The 21,806-nt window shown below is 36.6% G+C and carries 21 protein-coding genes and 2 pseudogenes; 5 read left to right on the top strand and 18 right to left on the bottom strand.

Annotated elements, in window-relative coordinates:
• Positions 1–22: 22 nt before the first annotated feature.
• Genes AC27VX_RS16900 through AC27VX_RS16885 form a run of 4 tightly spaced genes read right to left on the bottom strand, consistent with a single transcriptional unit; the run spans position 23 to position 3,496 of the window.
• Positions 23–1,057: an alpha/beta hydrolase fold domain-containing protein gene (locus tag AC27VX_RS16900; protein WP_488696792.1), complete on the bottom strand. Its 1,035-nt coding sequence runs from the start codon at positions 1,055–1,057 to the stop codon at positions 23–25.
• Positions 1,058–1,080: 23 nt separating this feature from the next.
• The gene (locus tag AC27VX_RS16895) at positions 1,081–1,464 is read right to left on the bottom strand and encodes a DUF3037 domain-containing protein (RefSeq protein ID WP_488696790.1); all 384 of its coding nucleotides are present in this window, start codon (positions 1,462–1,464) and stop codon (positions 1,081–1,083) included.
• On the bottom strand, positions 1,451–2,224 hold the full coding sequence (locus AC27VX_RS16890; protein ID WP_488696788.1) for a HipA family kinase: 774 nt from the start codon (positions 2,222–2,224) through the stop codon (positions 1,451–1,453). Before AC27VX_RS16890 ends, AC27VX_RS16895 begins: the two co-directional genes overlap by 14 nt.
• A gap of 15 nt (positions 2,225–2,239) precedes the next feature.
• The gene (locus AC27VX_RS16885; RefSeq protein WP_488696787.1) at positions 2,240–3,496 is read right to left on the bottom strand and encodes a PKD domain-containing protein; all 1,257 of its coding nucleotides are present in this window, start codon (positions 3,494–3,496) and stop codon (positions 2,240–2,242) included.
• A gap of 61 nt (positions 3,497–3,557) precedes the next feature.
• Here AC27VX_RS16885 and AC27VX_RS16880 point away from each other — a divergent pair, with 61 nt between their 5' ends.
• On the top strand, positions 3,558–4,400 hold the full coding sequence (locus AC27VX_RS16880; RefSeq protein WP_236857662.1) for an alpha/beta hydrolase family protein: 843 nt from the start codon (positions 3,558–3,560) through the stop codon (positions 4,398–4,400).
• A gap of 49 nt (positions 4,401–4,449) precedes the next feature.
• Positions 4,450–4,953 carry an Ivy family c-type lysozyme inhibitor gene (locus AC27VX_RS16875; RefSeq protein WP_236857663.1) on the top strand — a complete coding sequence of 168 codons (504 nt, stop codon included), beginning with the start codon at positions 4,450–4,452 and terminating at the stop codon, positions 4,951–4,953.
• Between the two features lie 49 nt (positions 4,954–5,002).
• On the opposite strand, the gene AC27VX_RS16870 is transcribed toward AC27VX_RS16875, so the two are convergent.
• From AC27VX_RS16870 to AC27VX_RS16825, 10 genes and pseudogenes are all read right to left on the bottom strand, one after another.
• Positions 5,003–5,827, bottom strand: a complete 825-nt coding sequence (locus AC27VX_RS16870; protein ID WP_300690215.1) for a flavin reductase family protein — start codon at positions 5,825–5,827, stop codon at positions 5,003–5,005.
• Positions 5,828–5,903: 76 nt separating this feature from the next.
• Positions 5,904–6,035, bottom strand: a pseudogene (locus AC27VX_RS16865) (GxxExxY protein); the annotation flags it as partial.
• Positions 6,025–6,281: pseudogene (locus AC27VX_RS16860) on the bottom strand (GxxExxY protein). The pseudogenes AC27VX_RS16860 and AC27VX_RS16865, both read right to left, overlap by 11 nt.
• Positions 6,282–6,311: 30 nt before the next feature.
• Positions 6,312–7,559: a fumarylacetoacetase gene (fahA, locus tag AC27VX_RS16855; RefSeq protein ID WP_488696786.1), complete on the bottom strand. Its 1,248-nt coding sequence runs from the start codon at positions 7,557–7,559 to the stop codon at positions 6,312–6,314.
• A gap of 42 nt (positions 7,560–7,601) precedes the next feature.
• A complete protein-coding gene (locus tag AC27VX_RS16850) occupies positions 7,602–8,063 on the bottom strand; it encodes a hypothetical protein (RefSeq protein WP_236857665.1) in 462 nt (153 codons plus the stop codon).
• A gap of 70 nt (positions 8,064–8,133) precedes the next feature.
• Positions 8,134–9,264: a 4-hydroxyphenylpyruvate dioxygenase gene (gene hppD / locus AC27VX_RS16845; protein WP_236857666.1), complete on the bottom strand. Its 1,131-nt coding sequence runs from the start codon at positions 9,262–9,264 to the stop codon at positions 8,134–8,136.
• A 238-nt stretch (positions 9,265–9,502) separates the two neighbouring features.
• Positions 9,503–10,294 (bottom strand): hypothetical protein, encoded by a 792-nt coding sequence (locus AC27VX_RS16840; protein WP_300690219.1) that lies wholly within the window; start codon positions 10,292–10,294, stop codon positions 9,503–9,505.
• A 135-nt stretch (positions 10,295–10,429) separates the two neighbouring features.
• Complete coding sequence (locus AC27VX_RS16835; protein ID WP_300690221.1) at positions 10,430–11,704, bottom strand: acetyl-CoA hydrolase/transferase family protein; 1,275 nt, start codon at positions 11,702–11,704, stop codon at positions 10,430–10,432.
• Between the two features lie 216 nt (positions 11,705–11,920).
• Complete coding sequence (gene scpC, locus AC27VX_RS16830) at positions 11,921–13,432, bottom strand: succinyl-CoA:acetate CoA-transferase ScpC (RefSeq protein WP_488696784.1); 1,512 nt, start codon at positions 13,430–13,432, stop codon at positions 11,921–11,923.
• 194 nt (positions 13,433–13,626) lie between these two features.
• Entirely contained in the window at positions 13,627–14,778 is a 1,152-nt protein-coding gene (locus AC27VX_RS16825) for a homogentisate 1,2-dioxygenase (protein WP_300690225.1), read from the bottom strand.
• Between the two features lie 122 nt (positions 14,779–14,900).
• Here AC27VX_RS16825 and AC27VX_RS16820 point away from each other — a divergent pair, with 122 nt between their 5' ends.
• Together AC27VX_RS16820 and AC27VX_RS16815 are read left to right on the top strand one after the other, a co-directional pair.
• Entirely contained in the window at positions 14,901–16,970 is a 2,070-nt protein-coding gene (locus AC27VX_RS16820; RefSeq protein WP_300690226.1) for a TonB-dependent receptor plug domain-containing protein, read from the top strand.
• Positions 16,967–17,428, top strand: a complete 462-nt coding sequence (locus tag AC27VX_RS16815) for a thioredoxin family protein (protein WP_488696781.1) — start codon at positions 16,967–16,969, stop codon at positions 17,426–17,428. The genes AC27VX_RS16820 and AC27VX_RS16815 overlap by 4 nt, the downstream gene beginning before the upstream one ends.
• Before the next feature lie 230 nt (positions 17,429–17,658).
• On the opposite strand, the gene AC27VX_RS16810 is transcribed toward AC27VX_RS16815, so the two are convergent.
• Both AC27VX_RS16810 and AC27VX_RS16805 read right to left on the bottom strand, forming a co-directional pair.
• Positions 17,659–18,129 carry a cupin domain-containing protein gene (locus AC27VX_RS16810; protein ID WP_300690230.1) on the bottom strand — a complete coding sequence of 157 codons (471 nt, stop codon included), beginning with the start codon at positions 18,127–18,129 and terminating at the stop codon, positions 17,659–17,661.
• Positions 18,130–18,132: 3 nt separating this feature from the next.
• Positions 18,133–19,122 (bottom strand): NADP-dependent oxidoreductase, encoded by a 990-nt coding sequence (locus AC27VX_RS16805; protein ID WP_488696779.1) that lies wholly within the window; start codon positions 19,120–19,122, stop codon positions 18,133–18,135.
• Positions 19,123–19,298: 176 nt separating this feature from the next.
• Here AC27VX_RS16805 and AC27VX_RS16800 point away from each other — a divergent pair, with 176 nt between their 5' ends.
• A complete protein-coding gene (locus tag AC27VX_RS16800) occupies positions 19,299–19,676 on the top strand; it encodes a winged helix-turn-helix transcriptional regulator (RefSeq protein ID WP_236859471.1) in 378 nt (125 codons plus the stop codon).
• A gap of 445 nt (positions 19,677–20,121) precedes the next feature.
• On the opposite strand, the gene AC27VX_RS16795 is transcribed toward AC27VX_RS16800, so the two are convergent.
• Positions 20,122–20,976, bottom strand: coding sequence for a glycine betaine ABC transporter substrate-binding protein (locus AC27VX_RS16795; RefSeq protein WP_300690233.1), 855 nt, complete (start codon positions 20,974–20,976; stop codon positions 20,122–20,124).
• 1 nt (position 20,977) lies between these two features.
• A complete protein-coding gene (locus AC27VX_RS16790) occupies positions 20,978–21,805 on the bottom strand; it encodes an ABC transporter permease (protein WP_236857676.1) in 828 nt (275 codons plus the stop codon).
• Position 21,806 lies beyond the last annotated feature (1 nt).

The raw sequence follows: 21,806 nt of genomic DNA, 5'->3' as shown, positions 1-21,806 counted from the left end.
TAAAATCCATATGTTACGTTTTCTATTTCTTCTGTGCGAGAATGAAATCCACCATCTGATCTGTCAGCTTATCCAGGTAAGCTTTATCAGTAGTGCCAAATCCATGTACTCCTTTATCTACAATGATTAAAGAAGTCTGAACCTTAGCTCTTTTTAATTTTCGGTATAATTTTTTTGATTGATTTAATGGAACTATTTTGTCGTTATTTCCCTGAACAATTAAAGTAGGAACAGCATCTGAAACAAAATAAACAGGAGATATGGTTTTGAAATAATCTATTGCCCTGTCCTGGTCTTTTTTGATGTCATATCCAGAAAGTCCTTTGACCAGATTTTGCTGCAGAGTGACAATTTTTTTTGAAATTAGCCCAATCATAGAAACAGGAATCGTACCCAATCTGGTATGGAAAAGCTTGTTGAGATCAGCAGGCCCATAATGATCAATAACATAATTTACTTTTGAAGAATAAGAAGCAAGTTCAGGACTTCCAATATAAGTGTTATCAGGAGTATAGGCTGCCATTAATGAAAGGTGAGCGCCTGCCGAAGCTCCAAAAAGTCCTATATTATTGATGTCAAAATTATATTTTTCCGCATTTTTTCTTACCCATCTTATTGCGTCTTTGGTATCTTCCAGAGGAAGAGGAAAGTGAATGCTGTCATTCAGAAGAGTATAATTGATGCTGATGACAGCATATTTTTCCGCCATTAGTTTGGCAATAGTAGCTTCCACATAGTTACCAGAATTGATGACTTTGCTTCCTTCTATCCAGCCACCGCCATGGACATAGATCATTACCGGAAGCTTTTCTGCTGAGACATTTTTAGGAGTATAAAGATCCAGCTTAATGGGGGCACCCTTTTTATTGGTTTTATAAGTGATATCTTCAGAAAAGTTGGAAATTTCAGGAAGTAATGTACTTTTTACAGCAGGGGCTTTAACGGTTGTTTGTGAAAAATTTTGTGAAAATAATAAACTAGAAATGCTTAAAAATAAAACAAAAAACAGGTTTTTGGAAAACCTGTAGTTTGATATGTTGTTGATGTATAAATTCATAATAAGATTTTTTGAGGGAAGTGTTATTTTACTAACTCCTCAAAAAGCTTACCAAAAGTAGTGTTCAGATCTTTTGATTTTCCGGGATGAGGTCTTGAAGTCTGTACAACGGCACTTCTTACGGCTGTCAGCCATCTGAAACGCTCCGGAATGTCCAGAAGGGCAATAGGACCGCCGTCTTTATCACCGCTGGCAATCTTATAAAAGCTTTCCAGATTCTGAATGATATCTTCATAGTTCAGTTTACTGTGCATCAGTTTGAATTTATCAGGACATAAATAAAACTCTGCCTTGATGAATTTTTCCTTTTTGGAAAACATCACCAGTCCGATATTGAAAAATTCCTCTCTTTCAACTTTGGGTACCAGGCGTATTACCGCGTATTCATATATTTTATCCTCTTGCATTTTTGGCTTCGTTTACAAAGATTTGAGAATTTTCGAATCTGGTTTTCAAAAACTGAAAATAGATCTCACGGATTTCTTCGGGTGTTTCATCGGCATCATTCCAGTGCAGCCAATCTTCAGGGATTAAATTGACTATTTCCCTGAAAAGGTTGGCATTCAGTACTTCATGAGCAAATTGATCAGCTTCATCCAGCATCTTGGCTTTTGGAAGCAGTACATGATCCTTTACGTATTTGAAAGGTGTTTTTGCAGCTGCATCAAAGTTCTGCCATGAGTGATGGAAGTAGAAGGAAGCTCCATTATCGATGATCCAGAGTTCTCTATTCCACATCAGCATATTCGTATTCCTGAACGTACGATCAATATTGGTAATGAAAGCATCCAGCCAGACAATTTTTGAAGCCAACAGAGGATCAACGCTTACTCCCGGATCATAAGTGATAGAGCCCGAAAGATAATGCAGTCCAAGGTTCAGACCTTCCGAAAACTTCAGCAGGTCCTGTATTTCTTCATCAGCTTCCGTCCTCCCGAAATCTGCATCAAGATTTACAAAAACAAGTTCAGGAATTTTCAACCCCAGTGCTTCCGTAATTTTTCCGCCTAAAAGTTCGGAGATCAGCATTTTTACCCCATGGCCGGCACCACGGAATTTTAAGACATATTTAAAGTCATCATCAGCTTCTGCCAGCGCAGGAAGAGAACCTCCTTCTCGCAACGGCAGAATGTAACGTGTCACGGTTACAGTTCTTAAATTCTGCATAAGGCAAAAATAAGCTTATTTTTTTATAATCTTTTTAGTGAATTCTTTTTCTCCGGTTTTATACTGTAGAAAGTACACTCCGCTTGTAAGATAATGTATCGGAATTGTGTAGCCGGAATCTGTTTTGCTCTGGCTGTAACTAATATTTCTTCCGGTACTATCCATAAATGACAGGATTTTAAACTTCTTTTTAGAAGTGATCATAATAAAATTCTGTGCAGGACTAGGGTAAATCTGAACCTGATCTTCAATATCGGATTCTTTTGTGGCAAGGCTGGTTACCGTTACCAGCTTTGTTTTGGTGGTATTGGTTCCGCAGGCATCTGTCGTCAGCTTTACATTATAATTTCCTAAGGCAGTATACATATGCTGGGGATGTTCCTGAACGGAAGTCGTACCATCTCCGAAATCCCATAGATAAGTATTGGAATTTTGGGTTTTATTAGTAAACTGAACAGTGGAGGTTCCTGTAAACTGATGGGTAAATCTACTGTGGACATCATTGGACGTTATAAGCCATTTATTTTGTTGGTTGTAAACTTCCGTTTTTACAATATTTTTTATCAACTGTGCCTCTGCGGAAGTAAGATTACCGTTAAAGGAAACCAGGGTAGGGTCTTTTTTAAACAAGACCGTATAAAATGTATAAGCGGCTGCCATAGAACCTATATAGCTGGGATGGGATTCGTCCTGATCATAAAGCTCTACAGATGGATCTTGTGCTCTGATGGCTCTCCATACTCTTCCTACAGGAGACACTACACCTTCGTTGGTGGCTGCCATTTCCATATAGCGGTTGTAGATTTGATCATCCATTCCTTCGTAAGTGCAGACGGTCGGAAGGCCGGGACAATTCGTAGCATCTCCGTTTTTACGTCCCCATGTCATATAGAACATAACATTTCCACAGCCATTTGAGTTTTTAATTAAGTTCGAAAGCTGCAGAGCATATGGATAAACCTGGCTCTGCACCTGAGAATCCGGAAAAGAAGGCAGCTGGCTCTGCTCCTGAAGTACTACATAATCCCAGTTTCCCTGGTTGATGACTGAAGTTACAATAGGATTATTAGCATGATCCTGAAGTGTAGACCCACCGGGAGTCTGGCTGTGATGTTCCAGAATGTCACCAGTGGATGCAGCAACATCTTTGATAAGGTAGGGAAGATTGTTAACATAAGTGTAACTGTTTCCAATAAAGAAAACCCTCTTTACAGTCTGACCGAATGCAAAAGAAAATGTAATTAAAAATAAAAAAAATAGAGTTTTTTTCATAAATTTCAATTTAAAATAGGATTGTGAATATAAGAAATGTTAAATAAAAATCGGTTATTTTATGAATTTGATTATTGAAAAGGATATATTTTTAGAAAATAAAGAAACAAAGGGTTTTCTTGCTGATGTTTTCTATACAGAGAACGGAAAGAGACAACCGCTGGTCATCTTTGTTCATGGATATAAAGGATATAAAAACTGGGGAGCATGGGATCTGATGGGCAGAAAATTTGCTGAAGCAGGGCTTTTTTTTGTTAAATTTAATTTTTCGCATAACGGAACAACGGTAGAAGATCCTCGCAATTTTGCAGATCTTGAGGCTTTCGGAAATAATAATTATTCTAAAGAACTTTCTGACCTTGGTGTTGTCGTTGATCATTTTATTCAGAATCCTCATGTAGATGCAGAAAAAATAATTCTGATCGGACATAGCAGGGGAGGAGGAATCTCTATTATTAAAACTTTTGAAGATGAAAGGATTAATGGTTTGATTACACTGGCCAGTGTGGATACTCTCGATCGTTTCCCAAAAGGAGACCATTTTGAAAACTGGAAAAGAAACGGCGTATATTATGCTTTAAATGGACGTACAAAGCAGGAAATGCCGCATTATTATCAGTTTTATGAAGATTATGAAAAAGATATACATCGTTTTGATGTGGAACGGGCAACAGAGATGGCAAAAGCTCATATGCTTATCATTCATGGGACAAGGGACGAGGCCGTAGATGTGAAGCAGGCAGAACATCTTCATATTCTTCATCCCAATTCGGAACTGTTTCTTATTGAAAACGCCAATCATACTTTTGGGGCAAAAGAGCCGTGGGCAGAAGATAAATTGCCTGAAGATCTTAACACAGTCACGGAAAAATGCATTATATTTATACAAGAAAAATTAAAATAAAACGATTTTAATCCCGTTTTATATATTAACATCACATTTAAATACCATTATGAAAAAACTTATTGCAGGCGCAGTAGCGCTATCATTGTTCACAACAGTAGTTTCATGTAAGAAAGAAACTAAAACGGAATCTTCTATGGGTAAAGATACTTTGGCTACAGCAATGCCTAAAGATTCTGTTGTCTCATCTACAAAGGCAGATTCAGGCACAGCAGCTGGTACAGAAAATATTATTACCAAAAATGTAGGGAAGTATCCTCACGATATCAAATTATTTGAGGATAAAAACTTTACAGACAGAATCAAAAAATTGTTAGGAAAGAAGTATGATGAAATGGTAAAAAACTTTAATGTGGAGAGTCCTATTACTTCTGAAAACGGAATTTACAAGGTGACAGGATGTAAGCAGCACGACTGCCCGGGATATTCAACAGATATTTATTTTGATTCAAAAGATGACAATATGAATGTTTTAATAGATCAGAACGGAAGTTTAACAGATTTCAGTGAAAAGAAAAAAATTACAGTCACTGAATCATTAAAAGCAAAATAAAAAGGAAGCCTGAAATTTTTCAGGCTTCCTTTTTTATAATAGGATGGATTTACTTTATGATAAGCAGACTCCATGCTTCTTCAATTTTACTTTCTAGAAGTAGTTTCTGAGCATCAAAATGAATATTTTCATCTGAATGGAAATCTCCGGAAGGCAGTACTTCTGTATTGGCAAGCATTCCAAGATCATTTCCTGTGAACACTTTGCTGTATTTAACAGCATCCGGAAGGAGATCAAATCCAATTCCTTTTGTTACCAAAGGTTTAGGCACCTCAAAAAGACTGTTTTCATTATTTCTTGAATACCAGTTGCCACCTAAACGGGCTACCATATCCAATTTTTTCTGATCCAGGTTCCCCTCTTCATTCAGATATTCTTCTCTGATGTGAATTTTCTGAACCTCACAGATAATCAGGTTTCCTGCCCCCCCCTGATCTCCCAGAGATTTTACCTCTAAAACTTTACATTCAAAGTTTACAGGACACTCTTCAATTAGTTTGGGCTGTACAAGTTCAGCATCTTTCATTGTGAGACCAGACTTTATAAATTCATTGACCCCGGTTTCATATTCTGTAGAAGCTAAAGAAATCTGCTGTACAATCGGAAAATTTACAGTTCCAATCACTACTTCAGGTACTTCAAGAATATTTTCCAGTGTATGTTTCGTGGTATTATCACGAACTCTTCTTGATGGTGAAAAGATCAGAATCGGAGGAACCGTACTGAACATATTAAAAAAGCTGAATGGAGATAAGTTATGATTACCGTCCTTATCTACCGTAGAAGCCAAAGCAATCGGACGTGGTGAGACAGCCGTCTGCATAATGGTTTGGAGTTGTACGGAGGTTATCTCGGAAGGGATTACTGTTTTCATATTTTATTTAACCATAAAAGGCACAAAAATTTTAAGTAAAATAGCTTTAACCCTTAAAGTTTAAAAAAAGCATATATTATTTATTCACAAAGGTTTCCTGACCTTCGTGATATAGATTTTTTACATTAAAACTGATTAAAATACCTTTGGGTTTCTTCATTAAGTTAATATAGTTTATAAGCTGGACGCGATGAATATCAATCAGTTGAACAACTGATTTTTAATTCAATAACAATTAAATCTTCAACTAAAAAGTCACAAAAGAAATCATGATTAATCTCTTTTCCTTTGTAATGTACCGGAACTTTCAACTCAGATTGCTTAATCTGAATTCTTCTTCCAGATATTTATGATACACACTTTCCAATAAACCGGAGCCTGGAATTTTGCGAACTTCTATGCAGGCACTATTTATCTTATCAGTCAAAGCTGTAAAAAAGGACTGTGTAACCATAAAATCTTTTGTGACTTTTGTGGTGAAAATTTAAACCGTTGGGATAATTTTTCCTGAAACTTCACCGAAACCTACTCTGATTCCGTCTTTCTCTGCCCATGCTTTCATGGTAACGGTATCATTATCTTCAATGAATTTTCTTTCTTCACCGTTGCTTAATGATAAAGGGTTTTGTCCTCTCCAGGTAAGTTCCAGCATAGATCCGAATGATTTCGGATCGCTTCCCGAAATAGTACCGCTTGCATAAAGATCACCTACCTCAACGTTACATCCGTTTACTGTGTGATGAGCCAATTGCTGGGTCATATTCCAGTACATATGCTTGTAATTGCTTTCGCTGATGAGGTTTTGATCCCCGTTTTCAGGTTGTATATAAACTTCAAGGTTGATATCGTAATTTTTATCACCTTCAAATTTCAGATAATCAAGAACTTCAGGATCCTGCGTTGGAGATGCTGTTCTGAATGGTTCTAATGCTTCAATAGTAACTACCCATGGGGAAATAGATGAACCGAAGTTTTTCGCAAGGAATGGCCCTAACGGAACATATTCCCAAGATTGAATATCTCTTGCAGACCAGTCATTGAAAACGACCATTCCGAAGATGGCATCTTCTGCATCTTTTGTAGAAATACTTTCTCCCATCTCTGTATTTTTATTGATGATGAAAGCCATTTCCAGTTCGAAATCCAATTGCTTACATGGTCCGAAAAGAGGCTTGTCTTCATCAGCAGGCTTCATTTGTCCTTTTGGGCGGTTGATGTCTGTTCCGGAAACAACAATAGAAGAAGCTCTCCCATGGTAACCTACCGGTAAATGTTTCCAGTTTGGTAACAGCGCATTGGCTGGATCACGGAACATTTTTCCTACGTTGGTTGCATGCTCGATGCTGCTGTAAAAGTCTGTATAGTTCGGGATGTGAATCGGCATCATCATTTTAACCTTATCCAGGTCATAGAATGCCTCTTCAATTGTTTTCTGGTCTTTCGATAATATGGATCCTTCCTGCAGTAAAGTCTGGATTTTTGTACGAATAGCATTGGTAACAGGTTTACCCAGTTCAATAAATTCGTTGATGGTGTAGGCTTCAAAAACATTGTCGTCTAATCCTTCAATGTCGTCAAAATAACCAAGATCATACAATGTTGCAAGATCAATAACCTGGTCTCCGACTCTTGTACAGCATCCGATATATTCTTTATTAAAAACTGCTACCCCGAAAGGAATATTATGTATTGAAAAATCCGAATTTGAGGAATAGTCTACAAATGATTTCATAATTTTAGATTTAAGTTAGATTAAATAACACCCCTGAGATGTTTATTTTGCCTTTTTAGAATATGATTGTTCATCAATCCATCTGTCTTTGGTATTGACATCAATAAGATACAGAATATTATCCTGTCTTGTTAGTAATAACATTTTGGTAACCGGCAGAGGTACTTTTTTATTTTCAAGCATATCTGCTCTCAGAGAGATCATATTTTTCTTTCTGACAATATCGCCTGTAAAAACATTGGAACTGCTTTCTCCGGTAGCTTTATCATCAAAAATCTCTACATAAGTTGCATTATTTCCCTTGATAATAATGAAATCTCTTTCCGTATGATCGGCTTCATCTTTAATGAAAACGAATTTCTTGTTGTCAATACTTACCTGTTCAAGATTCTGATTGATGCCTTTTCTTTCTTCAAGTCTTTTAAGAATTGCATTCAGAGTTCCATATTGAGCTTTTAGCCCTAATGTCCCAAAGAATAAAATTCCGATTAAAAATTTTCTCATATACTGTGTTTTATAAAAAAGTTTTGCCAGAATATGGTATCCTGACAAAACTTATATTTTTAATGTAAAATTAAAGATTACCTCTTCTTTCCTGCTCTCTTTCTAATGCTTCGAAAAGAGCTTTGAAGTTTCCGGCACCAAAACTTTGTGCACCATGTCTTTCAATGATTTCGAAAAATAGAGTAGGGCGGTCTTCTACAGGCTTGGTAAAGATCTGAAGTAAGTACCCTTCTTCATCATGATCAATAAGTATACCTAAATCCTGAAGTTTTTTCAAATCTTCATCAATGTGGCCTACTCTTTCAGGGACCATGTTGTAATAAGCTTCCGGTGGAGCAGAGAGGAATTCTACACCACGTTTTTTTAACTCGGTTACTGTATGGATGATATCTTTAGTAGCCACGGCAATGTGCTGTACTCCTTCTCCTTCATAGAAGTCAAGATATTCTTCTACCTGAGATTTCTTTTTACCTTCAGCAGGTTCGTTAATCGGGAATTTTGCAAATCCGTTTCCGTTAGACATTACTTTAGACATCAATGCAGAATATTCGGTATTGATCTGCTTGTCATCGAAAGAAAGGATGTTCACAAATCCCATTACTTTTTCGTACCATTCTACGGTAGGGATCATTCTGTTCCAGTCTACATTTCCCACACAGTGGTCTACGTATAATAAACCTGCTTCTTCAGGCTTATAATCACTTTCCCACTTTTCATACCCAGGCATAAAAGCACCGTTGTAATTTTTTCTTTCAATAAACATGTGAACGGTTTCTCCATACGTATAGATTCCGGACATTCTTACCTCACCATGCTCATCAGTTAAAGTTACAGGCTCTAAATAAGGTTTTCCACCTCTTTTAGTTGTTTCTTCGAAAGCTGCATAAGCGTCATCTACCCAAAGTGCCAAAATTTTTACTCCGTCACCATGTTTTTTTACGTGCTCGCTGATAGCGGAGTCAGAAGAAAGTCCTGTTGTTAAGACCAATCTGATTTTTCCCTGTTGAAGCACATAAGATGCACGGTCTCTTACTCCTGTTTCAGGACCAGCATATGCTACAGACTGAAAACCGAAAGCGGTTTTGTAATAATGGGCAGCCTGTTTTGCATTTCCTACATAAAACTCAATGTAATCCGTACCGTTAATTGGTAAGAAATTTTCTGCTTGAGCAATTTTCTCGGCAAATGTAAGTGTTGACATATTTTCTCTTTTACTTTTATTTTATTGGTATGCAAATTACAAAAATCTTAGACATTGCGAAAATATAACCCTGGAATGATTAAATATATTTAATATAACATTAAAGAAGAGTTTACTTAAGTATATTTAAGTTTCATATGTTTAAAACCAACCTCTTACATTTGTAATACAAAACACAAGTGAAAAAAAATATTTCGAACATGAAAGCCGCAGAATTAATTTGCGGCTTTTTTATTTTTTAGGTCGTTTCTATCTTTCTGTTTAATCTTCCGGCATCCGGATTGTAATTGTCCCAGATCTTCCAGGTATTATCTATTTTCTTGATAAAATAAATTTGCATATTCAATTGATTGACAAAGTGTTCTTCTCCTGTTTCTCCTACTTTGAAAAGTAGGTTCCAGAATTCCTGAGATTCCAGAATTTTTTTATCAGGTTCATCAGTTACCACATGAATGTCAAAAACTTCGTAGTTGGAACGGTTGTTTTTGGTTACCAGATGAAAGTCCTTTTCACAGAGTTCTTTGCTGAATTGTGAAACTCTTTCCAAAAATGGAGAATCCTCAAATACCAGATCTTTGAACAGATCAGTGTTATGATTGGGGAACTGTTTACAAAACTCAAAAGCAGTAGCACAGTAATCATAAACCATCTGAGTAACAAATGAAAGTTCATCTGCATCCTGACTTTCTTCCTGTTTGTCTTTTAGTATATGAATATAGTCATTAAGCTCTTTGTACCCCAGGAAAATACATATCTTATCCAGGGTCTTTAAGAATCTCAGATCATTATGAGTTTTATCCTGATAATCATTTTCAAAAAAACGCTGCAGGGTGACATGAGAAATAGTATTTCCAATTTCAAATTTTTTTCCTCCTTTTAGTTCTTCAGCTTCAGATAGCTCGTTCTTAATAATTTCTGAAAGAATAATATAATGGCTTCTTTTCCATTCATTCACATTCCCCAAAACAGAATTCCTTACTTTCGAATGCTTTACAATTTCTTCTCTTATCGAATTATATATAGTCTTCAATTTGCTTGTTTTATAAAGAGTTTTATCAAAAATACTGCCAAAAGATTAGTGCTTTTTTATCTTTTGCTGGCTTGTATTAAAAATATGTTTTGAATTTTGCATCAAAAGATTTACCATTGCTTTATTGGTTGGCTATCAGTTTTTAAATCTTTCAAAAGCAGCCCTTTCTAACATTTCCCTGTCATCAGGATGTGCAATGCTGATCAGCTCCTGTGCCCTCTGGCGCAGATTTTTCCCATATAGATAGGCTGTTCCGTATTCAGTAACGACATAGTGAATGTGTCCTCTGGTGGTGACCACACCAGCTCCCTGCTTGAGATAAGGGACAATTCTGGAAATACCTTTTTTTGTTCTGGAGGTTATTGCAATGATGGGTTTTCCCTCTTCTCCTAATGCAGCACCTCTCATGAAGTCCATCTGCCCACCAATACCACTGTATTGAAGTGTCCCGATAGAATCCGCACATACCTGGCCGGTCAGGTCTATTTCAATAGCAGAATTGATCGCTACCATTTTTTTATTTTTCATAATATTGATCGGGAAGTTAACCTCGCTCACATCTCTGAATGCAAAAACGGTATTATCATCTACATAGTCATACAGCTTTCGGGTTCCGAAGCAGAAACTTGTAATGGTTTTATTATCGTTGTAGCCTTTATATTTATTGTTGATGACATCATTCTGAATCAGATCAATAACTCCGTCGCTCAGCATTTCTGTATGAATTCCCAGATCTTTGTGATTGGTTAAACATTTTAAAACTGCGTCAGGAATTGTTCCGATCCCCATCTGAAGGGTAGATCTGTCCTCAATAAGCTCTGCCACATTTTTTCCGACAAGCATTTCCTCATGGCCAACCTTTGTTCCATAGTCTATTGTTGGTAACTCTTCTTCATGCCAGACCAGCTTATGAATTCTGCTAATGTGGATCATACCGTCTCCGTGTGTTCTGGGCATTTTGGGATTAACGACCGCAACAATGATTTTCGCAGTATCCACAGCGGATCTTGCAATATCTACTGAAGTTCCCAATGTGCAAAAACCATGTCTGTCTGGCGGAGAGACGGTAACTAATGCCACATCTAGCGGGAGAATATTCTTTCTGAACAAAATAGGGATCTCACTTAAGAATACAGGAACAAAGTCTCCTCTGTCTGAATTTACGGCATCACGCACAGGGGTGGAAACAAATAAAGAGTTGATAAAGAAACTGTCTTTGTATTCTGGTTTTGCGATTTCTACATTTCCCTGCTGAGTAATAGAAACCACTTCTACATTTTGCAGCCGGGCTGACTGTCTTGCCAGTTCATCAATCAGATAATTTGGAGTACACGCACTTCCATGGAAAAATACACGGTTGCCACTTTTTATGGTATATATCGCTTCTTCTGCAGTTATGTAATTAGGCATACTTTATTTTTTATACTGTTTTATGAGGTTGTTGATATTATCTTTATCTCATAAAGTAGCTGTCTTTCTCAAAGATAATCTTTATAATCTTATCTTATTCTATATACCTAATTGATTTTAAAAGACTTTTGTCATATTGGATGTATTGTAGAAGGATAAAAAATAAAGGACCAGATGCAATGCATCTGGTCCTTTTATATATATTAATAGAAATTCTTAATTCAGAATTTCATTTTCTGCTTTTTGTTTCATACTTCCGGTGTCAGCGAAACGTAAATGCCAGGTGAAAGATTCTTCCAGCAGATGAGGGGTATGGCCTCCTCTTTCACATGCTCTGTCAAAATAAGATTGAAGTTCTTCTTTATAATCAGGATGAACACAGTTGTCAATGATTTTCTGAGCCCTTTCTCTAGGAGCTAATCCTCTTAAATCTGCCAGACCTACATCTGTTACCAGAATATCCACATCATGTTCTGTATGATCAGTGTGGGAAACCATAGGAAGTACGTGAGAGATATTGTTGCCTTTTGAAGCAGCTTGGGTAACAAAAATACTTAAGTAAGCATTTCTGGCAAAGTCTCCGGAACCTCCGATACCATTCATTATTTTTGTTCCTCCAATATGAGTGGAGTTTACATTTCCATAAATATCAAATTCAATAGCGGTATTGATGGCGATTACTCCTAATCTTCTGATCAGACCAGGGGTATTGGAAATATTCTGAGGCCTTAGCACAAATTTTTCTTTATATTTTGAGAGGTTTCCTAAAACTCTTTCATAGCATTCCTGAGAAACGGTAATAGATGATGCAGAGGCAAAACTTAGTTTTCCTGAGTCTATCAAATCAAATGTACTGTCCTGAAGGACTTCGGAAAACATCGTCAGATCATAAAAATTACTATCCTTGAATCCTGTAAGTACTGCATTGGCTACTTTCCCAATACCTGCCTGAAGAGGAAGCAATCTGTCTGTAAGACGTCCTAAAAGCACTTCATTCTCAAAGAACCCAAGAAGATGTTTTGCTATTGCTGTTGTCTTTTCATCTGGTTCTGCAATGTCTGCAGGGCTGTCTTTAAGATTGGTGAATACAATGGCTTCAATTTTATCAGGATCCACCGGAATACTTTTTCTTCCGATTTTGTTCCATGGAGCGACAATTGGAATCACGTTTCTGTAAGGATAGTCTTCAGCCTGGTAGATATCATGAATTCCATAAACTTCTTCAGGAACTTCTGTATTGATCTCAATGATGACTTTTTTAGCCATAGCCGCAAAGGTCACCGAATTTCCAACAGAAGTAGTAGGAACGATGCTTCCGTCTCTTTCAATATAGGCTGCCTCTATAATGGCTACATCAATGCTTTGTAGATTTTTGGTATGAAGAAGTTCGGCACTTTCACTTAAATGCTGGTCGATGAAGAGAATTTCACCTTTATTGATCTTATTTCTTAAAATAGGATCTACCTGAAACGGCATCCTCTTCTTTAACACGTTTGCTTCTGCCAGTTTTCCGTCGGTACCGTGTCCCAGTGAGGCTCCGGTCATTAAAGTGACTTTAATCTCTTCTGTTTTTCCCCTTTCCGCCAGTGCCGGCAAAATAGCTTTGCTGTCACCTGCTTTTGTAAAGCCGCTTGATCCTATGATCATACCGTCTTTAATGATTTTTACAGCATTTTCCGCCGTAGTTACTTTTTGGTGCAGGCTTTCTAATCTGATTCTTTCTAACATGTAATATTGATTTTTATTTAACCACCATTACTTAAGGCTTTGTTATGAAAAATAATGATGATTATAAATGTTAACCATTCCTTACAAATTTACGAAAAAAGACACTTTAAATGGGTTATTTAAAGTGTCTTTTATATGTATTTGGTAACAATTTCCTTATGCTTAGGATAGCTTTTTACATTGTTATTCTTTTTTTATTCCAGCCAAGAAGTTTTATAAGATGGATCTTCCACTTTTAAGGCTTCTTCTGTAATTTTTAAAGGACGGAAAGGATCTACCATTACCGCATATTCTTCTGTAAATTTTTTACCGATGCTTCTTTCCATCGCACCAGGGTGAGGTCCATGTACAATTCCTCCCGGGTGAAGGGTAAAGTCCATAAGATCAATATGGTTACGGCTCATGAAATCTCCTTCTGTATAGAACAGTACCTCATCAGAATCGATATTGGAGTGATTGTAAGGTGCCGGAATAGCCTGTGGATGATAATCATACATTCTTGCACAGAATGAGCAGACTACAAAATTGTGCCCCTCAAAGTTCTGGTGAACTGGTGGCGGTTGGTGAATTCTTCCTGTAATCGGTTCGAAATTTTTAATATTGAATTTATAAGGATAGAAATAACCGTCCCAGCCCACTACATCAAACGGATGTGTTGCATAAATGAAGTCTGTGATCTGGTTTTCTTTTTTTACTTTGATCAGAAATTCGCCTTTTTCATCTACAGGTTCTTTGAAAGTAGGAGCAATCATATCTCTTTCGCAGAACGGTGAGTGCTCTAAAAGCTGCCCGAATTCATTTCTGTATCTTTTCGGAGTATAAATGGGAGAGTGGCTCTCCAGTACAAAAAATACAGTATCATCGGATTTCAGTTCTACCTGATAGATTGTTCCTCTTGGTATAATAAGATAATCACCTGCAACAAATTCAAGATCTCCTACAAATGTTTTTAAAATTCCGGTTCCCTGATGAACATATAAAAGTTCATCACATTCAGCATTTTTGTAGAAATAATCCATTGATTTTCTTGGTTTTGCCAATCCCATTTTCAGATCATTGTTCATCAGAAGAATCTTTCGGCTGTCCATAAAATCGTCTTCAGGAGTGACATTCATTCCTTTGAACATTCTCGGAGCGATGTTTTTCTCTACTGCAATTTTTGGAGTTACATCCTTTGGTTCGCCTATCGATTTTATCTGGGTAGGGCGGTGCGTATGGTATAGCAAAGAAGAAATACCGTGAAAGCCTTCTGTTCCGAAAAGCTGTTCATAGTAAAATTTATCTTCCGGAGACTTAAAGATGGTATGTCTTTTTGGTGGGATATTTCCCGCTAGATGATATCTCATTTTACTTTCATATGTAGTTTCTCAAATTTAATCATTTTTCATGAATTGGCTCAATCAATATTTTCTCGTTAAGTTTTGTAATTGAAAAATAATTGTTAGATTTGTCTAACAATTATAATTTCATGAAGCGAATATTATTTTCTATTACTTTTTTGTCGTCTTATTGTTTTGCACAGGAGACAGACAGTTTAAGTTTACATCAAAATAAAAACATAGATTCAGCCAGAGTTTCTAAAAGGGAGATCAGGACAAGTACTATTGATGACGTAGTAGTTACCGGAACTATAAAACCGATGAGCAGATCCAAAAGTCCCGTGGCGGTGGAAATCTACGGTCAGAAATTTTTCCAGAAAAACCCGACACCAAGTATTTTTGAAGCAATAGCAATGGTAAACGGCATCAAACCTCAGCTGAACTGCTCTGTCTGCAATACCGGAGATATTCACATCAACGGTCTGGAAGGGCCTTATACCATGATCCTGATTGACGGAATGCCCATTGTAAGCTCTCTTTCAACAGTATACGGATTGAGCGGGATTCCCAATAGTTTAGTAGACAGAATAGAAGTGGTGAAAGGTCCTGCTTCTTCTATCTATGGATCCGAAGCAATGGGAGGAGTGATCAATATTATTACCAAAAATGCCTTGACGGCACCCAAACTGAGTGTAGATCTAATGACCACTACATGGAATGAAAATAATATTGATTTTTCAACCAAATTTAATGTAGGAAAGAATGCCGCTTCTTTATTAAGCTTAAATTATTTCAATTTTAAAGAAAGGATAGACCAGAATAAGGACAATTTCACAGATACCACTTTACAGAGCAGAATTTCTATCTTTAATAAATGGAATTTTAAACGAAAAGAAAACAGACAGGCAAGTTTCGCCATGAGATATCTGTATGAAGACCGTTTTGGCGGTGAAATGCAATGGAATAAATCATTTCGTGGAAGTAATGAAGTATATGGGGAAAGTATTTATACCAACAGAGCTGAAATTTTCGGATTGTATGAGTGGCCGATGAAAGAACATATTGTAACTCAGTTCTCTTATAACTACCATGATCAGAATTCATTTTACGGCGCTAATCCATTTAATGCTCTTCAAAAGGTTGCTTTTGTACAAACCTATTGGGATAGAAGTTTCGGTAAACATGATATTACTGCCGGACTTACTTTTAAAAGAACTTTTTATGATGACAATACGCCGGGAACTCTTGCTCCGGACGGGATAACCAACGCACCTATGAAGTCACCGATTTGGGGAGCCTTTATTCAGGATCAGTGGGAGATTAATGATAAAAACACCTTATTGATCGGATACAGATATGACTATGATAAAATCCATCATTCTGTACATTCACCAAGGTTTGCATGGAAATTTTCCCCAAACCCTTATCATACAATGCGCTTCAATTTTGGAACAGGCTTTAGGGTAGTCAATTTGTTTACGGAAGATCATGCTGCACTTACGGGTTCCCGTGAAGTGGTTGTGAAATCAGATTTACAGCCGGAAAGATCAGTTAACGGTAATTTGAACTATATCTGGAAGATTCCCGTAGGAAACCGTATGCTGAGTCTTGATGCTTCTGCATTTTATACCTATTTCAGTAATAAAATCGTTGGTGATTTTGATTCTGATCCCAATAGAATCATTTATGATAATCTTCATGGATATGGAATTTCCAGGGGAGCTTCCCTGAATGCAGATTTCACTTTTCAGTTTCCTCTCAGTGTTAATCTGGGAGTCACTTACCTTGATGTATATCAGAAATTCGATAATGAAAATCAAAAGACTCAGCAGCTGCATGCCCCCAGATGGAGTGGAACTTATAGCATGAGTTACAGGTTTCCAAATAATCTGACTGTAGATTTCACCGGACAGTTTTACGGACCAATGAGACTTCCGGTTTTACCTAACGACTACCGTCCTGAATATTCGCCATTCTATTCTCTTGCTAATATTCAGGTTTCAAAAAGTTTCAAATCCGGATTCGAAGTGTATTGCGGGTTGAAAAATTTGTTCAATTTTACGCCTAAAGATCCTCTTATGAGGCCATTTGATCCCTTTGATAAACATGTTGATGATCCAGTAGGCAATCCCAATCATTATACCTTTGATACAGCTTATGGCTATGCGCCCATGCAGGGTATCCGGGGATTCCTGGGAGTGAAATACACTTTAAAATGAAAAAATTAGCTTTATTTTTAATGTTAGTGCCCTGTTTTTATCTGTCTCAGATGAAGACAGGCACTTTTTCTGAACTTGAAAATTGGCAGAAAAAAGATCTGAAACCAATTGTTATCCATATTTATACAGATTGGTGCATGATCTGTAAAATTGAATCTTTTAATCTAAATAAAGATAAAGAATTGGTTGACATGATGAATGAACATTTTTATTTTATCAACTTTGAGGCAGAGAAGACAAAAGAAAAGATCCGGTTTCAGGATCATGAGTTTAATTATTTGTCCAATGGAAGTTCAGGAATTCATGAGCTGGTATTAGCACTTTCTAAAAATAAAAACCAGCCTGTTTATCCGTTGTGGATATTTCTTGATAAGCATCAGAGTTTAGTATGTTATCATGAGGGGCAGATGACGTCTGAAAAAATGAAGCAGAAACTGTTGGAAATTTCGGCTTTGTAATTGAATGTTATTTATATATTATTTCTCACAGATTACACAGATGTTTATGTAAAATCTGCGTGAGTTTTTTTAATGTTTCTGGGGTTTGTTGGAAAATGCAAAGGCGCAAAGCTTTTCTGTTTTTAAGTCGCAAGGATTTATAATTTATAGATCATTTCTTGCGTCTTAAAAATAACATATAATTTATTCTTCTTTACGCCTTTGCGTTTTCCAACAAAATAAATTTTAATTTAAATCCCCGCATCGATCAACACCGCCAGTTGAATGCACGGTTCATCAGAACGGTTGCTCCATGCATGGTTGGTTCCCCTTTGAATAACGATGTCACCCGGTTTCAGCAGAGTCTCTCCTTCATCCATGATCAGATATAATTCTCCTGAAAGAATGATGATGTAATCCAGGGTTGGAGTTTTGTGCATCATTGGATGAGGTTCTCCACTTTTCCATTCCATTCCTAAGTCTTCATCAGGAGGAACAACAACATAACGGAGATAGGTTCCGTTTTTGGGGGTGTGCGGAAATCCGGTATTGGGAATTGTTGTTTCAAAATCTAAGCTTGCCGGCATCTTTTGGGTATTCCATACATCAGAAATGATCAACCCCGGAAAATGTTCCACAGCGTTTTCTGTTTGCTGGTCTTCCATGATAATGGATTTTCCGTCTTTAATTCCTGTTACAATACGTCTTGGTATTTTGTTCATAGATTAATGTTTCATGATAAGTTTATGACCTTGTGTCTGATTGTTTTTTAAAATAGTATGAGCCCGCAAAACCGTTTCCAGAGAAAGGCTTCCAATGATTTTATACAGAGGGGGAGTAATAACATGGGTTTCAATGAGTTTTTTTATTTCCATTAAACTGGCTTGGTAATAATCATAGTTTCTGATCATACTGTAAGCATAATTGGATATGTTCATAATCAAAGTTCCTTTATTGAAAAGGAGTTCATGAGCATATTTAGTAACCAGAGCAGTTACATCTACGTAGGTTCCATTTATTTTTAAAACTTCTGCAGTGACTTCTGCCATATAATTTCCTACCAGATCAATTCCGTAATCGAAAGGCTTGCTATTATTGGATTTTAAAATGTTTTCGGTAATATTTTCTTCTTTATAATTGATGATCTGATCATCTTGTAAACCCATATTGAGCAGAATCTGTCTGTTTTTTTCACTTCCAACAGTAGCTGTGATCTGCCGGATGTCATGAGCTAATAACAGTTTGATTAAAAATGAACCTACCCCTCCGGCAGCACCTGTTATAAGAATAGAATCCTCCGGATGCAGTTCCAGGCGGTTAAAGATCTGTAAAGAAGTCATTCCTGCTGAAGGAATGGAAGCTGCCTGTTCAAAAGAAATATTTTTTGGTTTGAGTGAAACAATAGCATCAGGAACTGCAATAAATTCTGCATAGCTTCCGTTGCTTCCCATAGAGCCGCTGCCACAATATACTTCATCTCCGATGTTGAACTGAGTAACTGCACTTCCTTTTTCTACAATAATTCCGGATAATTCCCGTCCTAATATGGGGGAACTGATTAATTTACGTTCCAATTCATTTTCCAGCATCTGATAATCGATAGGATTAAAACCGCTTGCTTTAATCTGAATTAAAACTTCATTGTTTTTGGGGTGAGGCTTCTCAGAATGACCATCTTCAAGCTGAAAATTTTTATTTAAAATGACTGTTTTCATAGGTAGATATTTATTATTTCAAAGGGTATGTGCCATCATAGTTTCTTCATCAGTATTGATGTTTGAGAAATTATGAAGATTTGATATTGCTAATTGGAAAGACAAATGTAAATACGGAATAGTTTATATTTGCTACTAGTTAACTAATGGTTACTAGTTACCTTCATGAAACTATTATGGCAAAAATTATTGAAAACGGGATCGAAAGAGAAGCAAACTGTACAGAAGAGTTGTTTGCTATGCGTGACAGTCTGGATGTGTTGGGTGGAAAGTGGAAGCTGATGATTTTAAGATATCTTACCAACAGGCCGGATCAAAAGATTCATTTTAAAAAACTGGAACGGAGTATTGAAGGAATTTCTGCTAAAATGTTGAGTAAAGAATTAAAAGAATTGGAAATCAATTTATTGGTTACAAGAACTATACAGGATACCAAACCAATCACTGTAACTTATGCAGTAACTGAATATGGAAAATCCGTATTTCCTGTTACTGAAACATTAGTAAATTGGGGACTGCTTCATAGAGAGAAGATCAAAGAGTCGATGAAGTAGTTTTGATTGTTTGAGAGTGCAAAGACACAATTTTTCCCCCTTTTATTAATTCCTTGCTATAATAAATTATTAAATTTCTTAGCGCCTTACAGATTACCAACAGATATTGTTTTATAGAGAGAAGATCAAAGAGATAATGATGTAGTTTCAATAGGTTGGAAAACGCAAAGACGGAAAGTTTCCCATTAAAGATGCTTTAAGGCAAGGATTTTATCTTCGATAAAATTGTATACTGTTGAATACGAGTTTAACCAACCTTGCTGATTATAAGATGATATTATTAAATTCACTTTTGACTTTTTTATTGTCAAAAAGTATTGTTTTAAAGTGTGTTATAAAAACGGAGAGTACTTCCGAAGTATAATTTAATCAATAAAAAAAATCCTCAGTCTAACCCGAAAAGTAGAGTTGAGGATTTTTAGTAATACGAAATTGTATCGTTATATTAATTTTTATCTAACCATGATTTTACCAGTTCAGAATGATCTTTTGCCCATTCTTTAGCAGTGGCTTCTTTATTTTTACTCTGTTCCATTTTTATTAAAAGATCAGACATATTTTCATCATCCAAATGGAATTTGGAAAAGAACTTTGCCAGTTCCGGATGATCTTTATCAAAGCTTTTTCGGGCATATGTTTTAATCTGCTCTGCTTCACCGAAGATCTTTTTTGGATCATCAAGAAACTTAAGCTTCATTTTACCAAACATCCAATGGGGCTGCCATCCTGTGACCACAATCCACTGTTTACGTTGTATGGCATTCTGAAGCTCGGTGATCATCGCAATGGTAGAGGAGTTGATCTGTTTATAATCCAGTTTATAATCAATAATCGCTTTATCTGTTCCAGATGCTAATCCCGCTCCTTTTTCAATTCCAATGATTCTATGACTGAATTGATCCTGATATTGTTTTAGTTGTTCAATTGAATGAATAGGAACATAGTCCGGAACTACCAATCCTATACGACCGTTGTCGTAGCTTGTTCCGAGATGAGTTAATTCTGGAAATTTAGCTAATTTTTTAGCATGTGTATGTGGGAGCCAGACTCCCATGAAAAGGTCTGTATCTTCATTATTCATCGAGGCCAGAATCATATCTGTAGAGGCTTTTTGAATAATGACATGATACCCCTGCTGGTCCAAGATAGCCTTTGCAAGGTGTGTCATCGCAACATCTTCTGCCCAGCCATCTACCATTCCTATGGTTATATACTTAGAGTTTTTTATATTTTCGCACGAATTTAATGTTGCAAAAATCATCATTAACACGGGAAAAAATAGATATTTTAACTTTTTCATTTTATTGTTTTTTCTTTACAAATCCCTGGGTAATCCGGTCGAGGATAATGGCTAAAATCACTACGGATAAACCACTTTCAAATCCTAATCCGATATCCAGATTATTAATTCCTTCCAGTACTTTTTCCCCTAAACCGCCTGCAGCAATCATCCCTGCAATAACCACCATGGATAAGGATAATAGTATCGTTTGGTTGATCCCTGTTAAAATAGTTTTCATAGCTAAAGGAAGCTCTACTTTAAATAGAATCTGACGGCTGGTCGCTCCAAAGGCCCTTGCCGCTTCTACAATATCTTTCGGAACCGCTTCAATACCCAATGTTGTTAGTCGCACGGCAGGCGGCATTGCAAAAATAATCGTTGCAAAAGCACCGGGTACTTTCCCGATACTGAAAAATAATACTGCAGGAATCAGGTAGACAAATGCAGGCATTGTCTGCATCAAATCCAGTAAAGGGCGTATGATTTTTGCGGCTACTTTGCTTTTTGCCGCAAAAATTCCCAGAGGAATAGAAAAAATCAGGGCTGTAAGAGTTGATACAAAAATAAGCGCCAGGGTTTCCATGGTTTCTTTCCATAATCCCATTAAAAATATTAAACTCAGTCCGGCTGCGGTTACCACAGCAACACCTTTTCCGGCTTTCCATAATGCCAGTAGTGTAAAGAAGAGAATAATAACATAAAAGGGAGTGTTTACAAGAACCCATTCGATCCCCATGATGGAGGAGTTTCCTATATGTTTTATGACATCAAATACAGGTTTTCCATTTTCTGTGAGCCAATTGATTGCAGTTTCTACATATTGACCTATATCTATAGTTTTATTCATC

Source organism: Chryseobacterium sp. 14P4.3.2, from assembly GCF_057799275.1.
The sequence above is the reverse complement of the archived record's forward strand: the minus strand, read 5'-3'. Positions and strand labels throughout refer to the sequence as shown.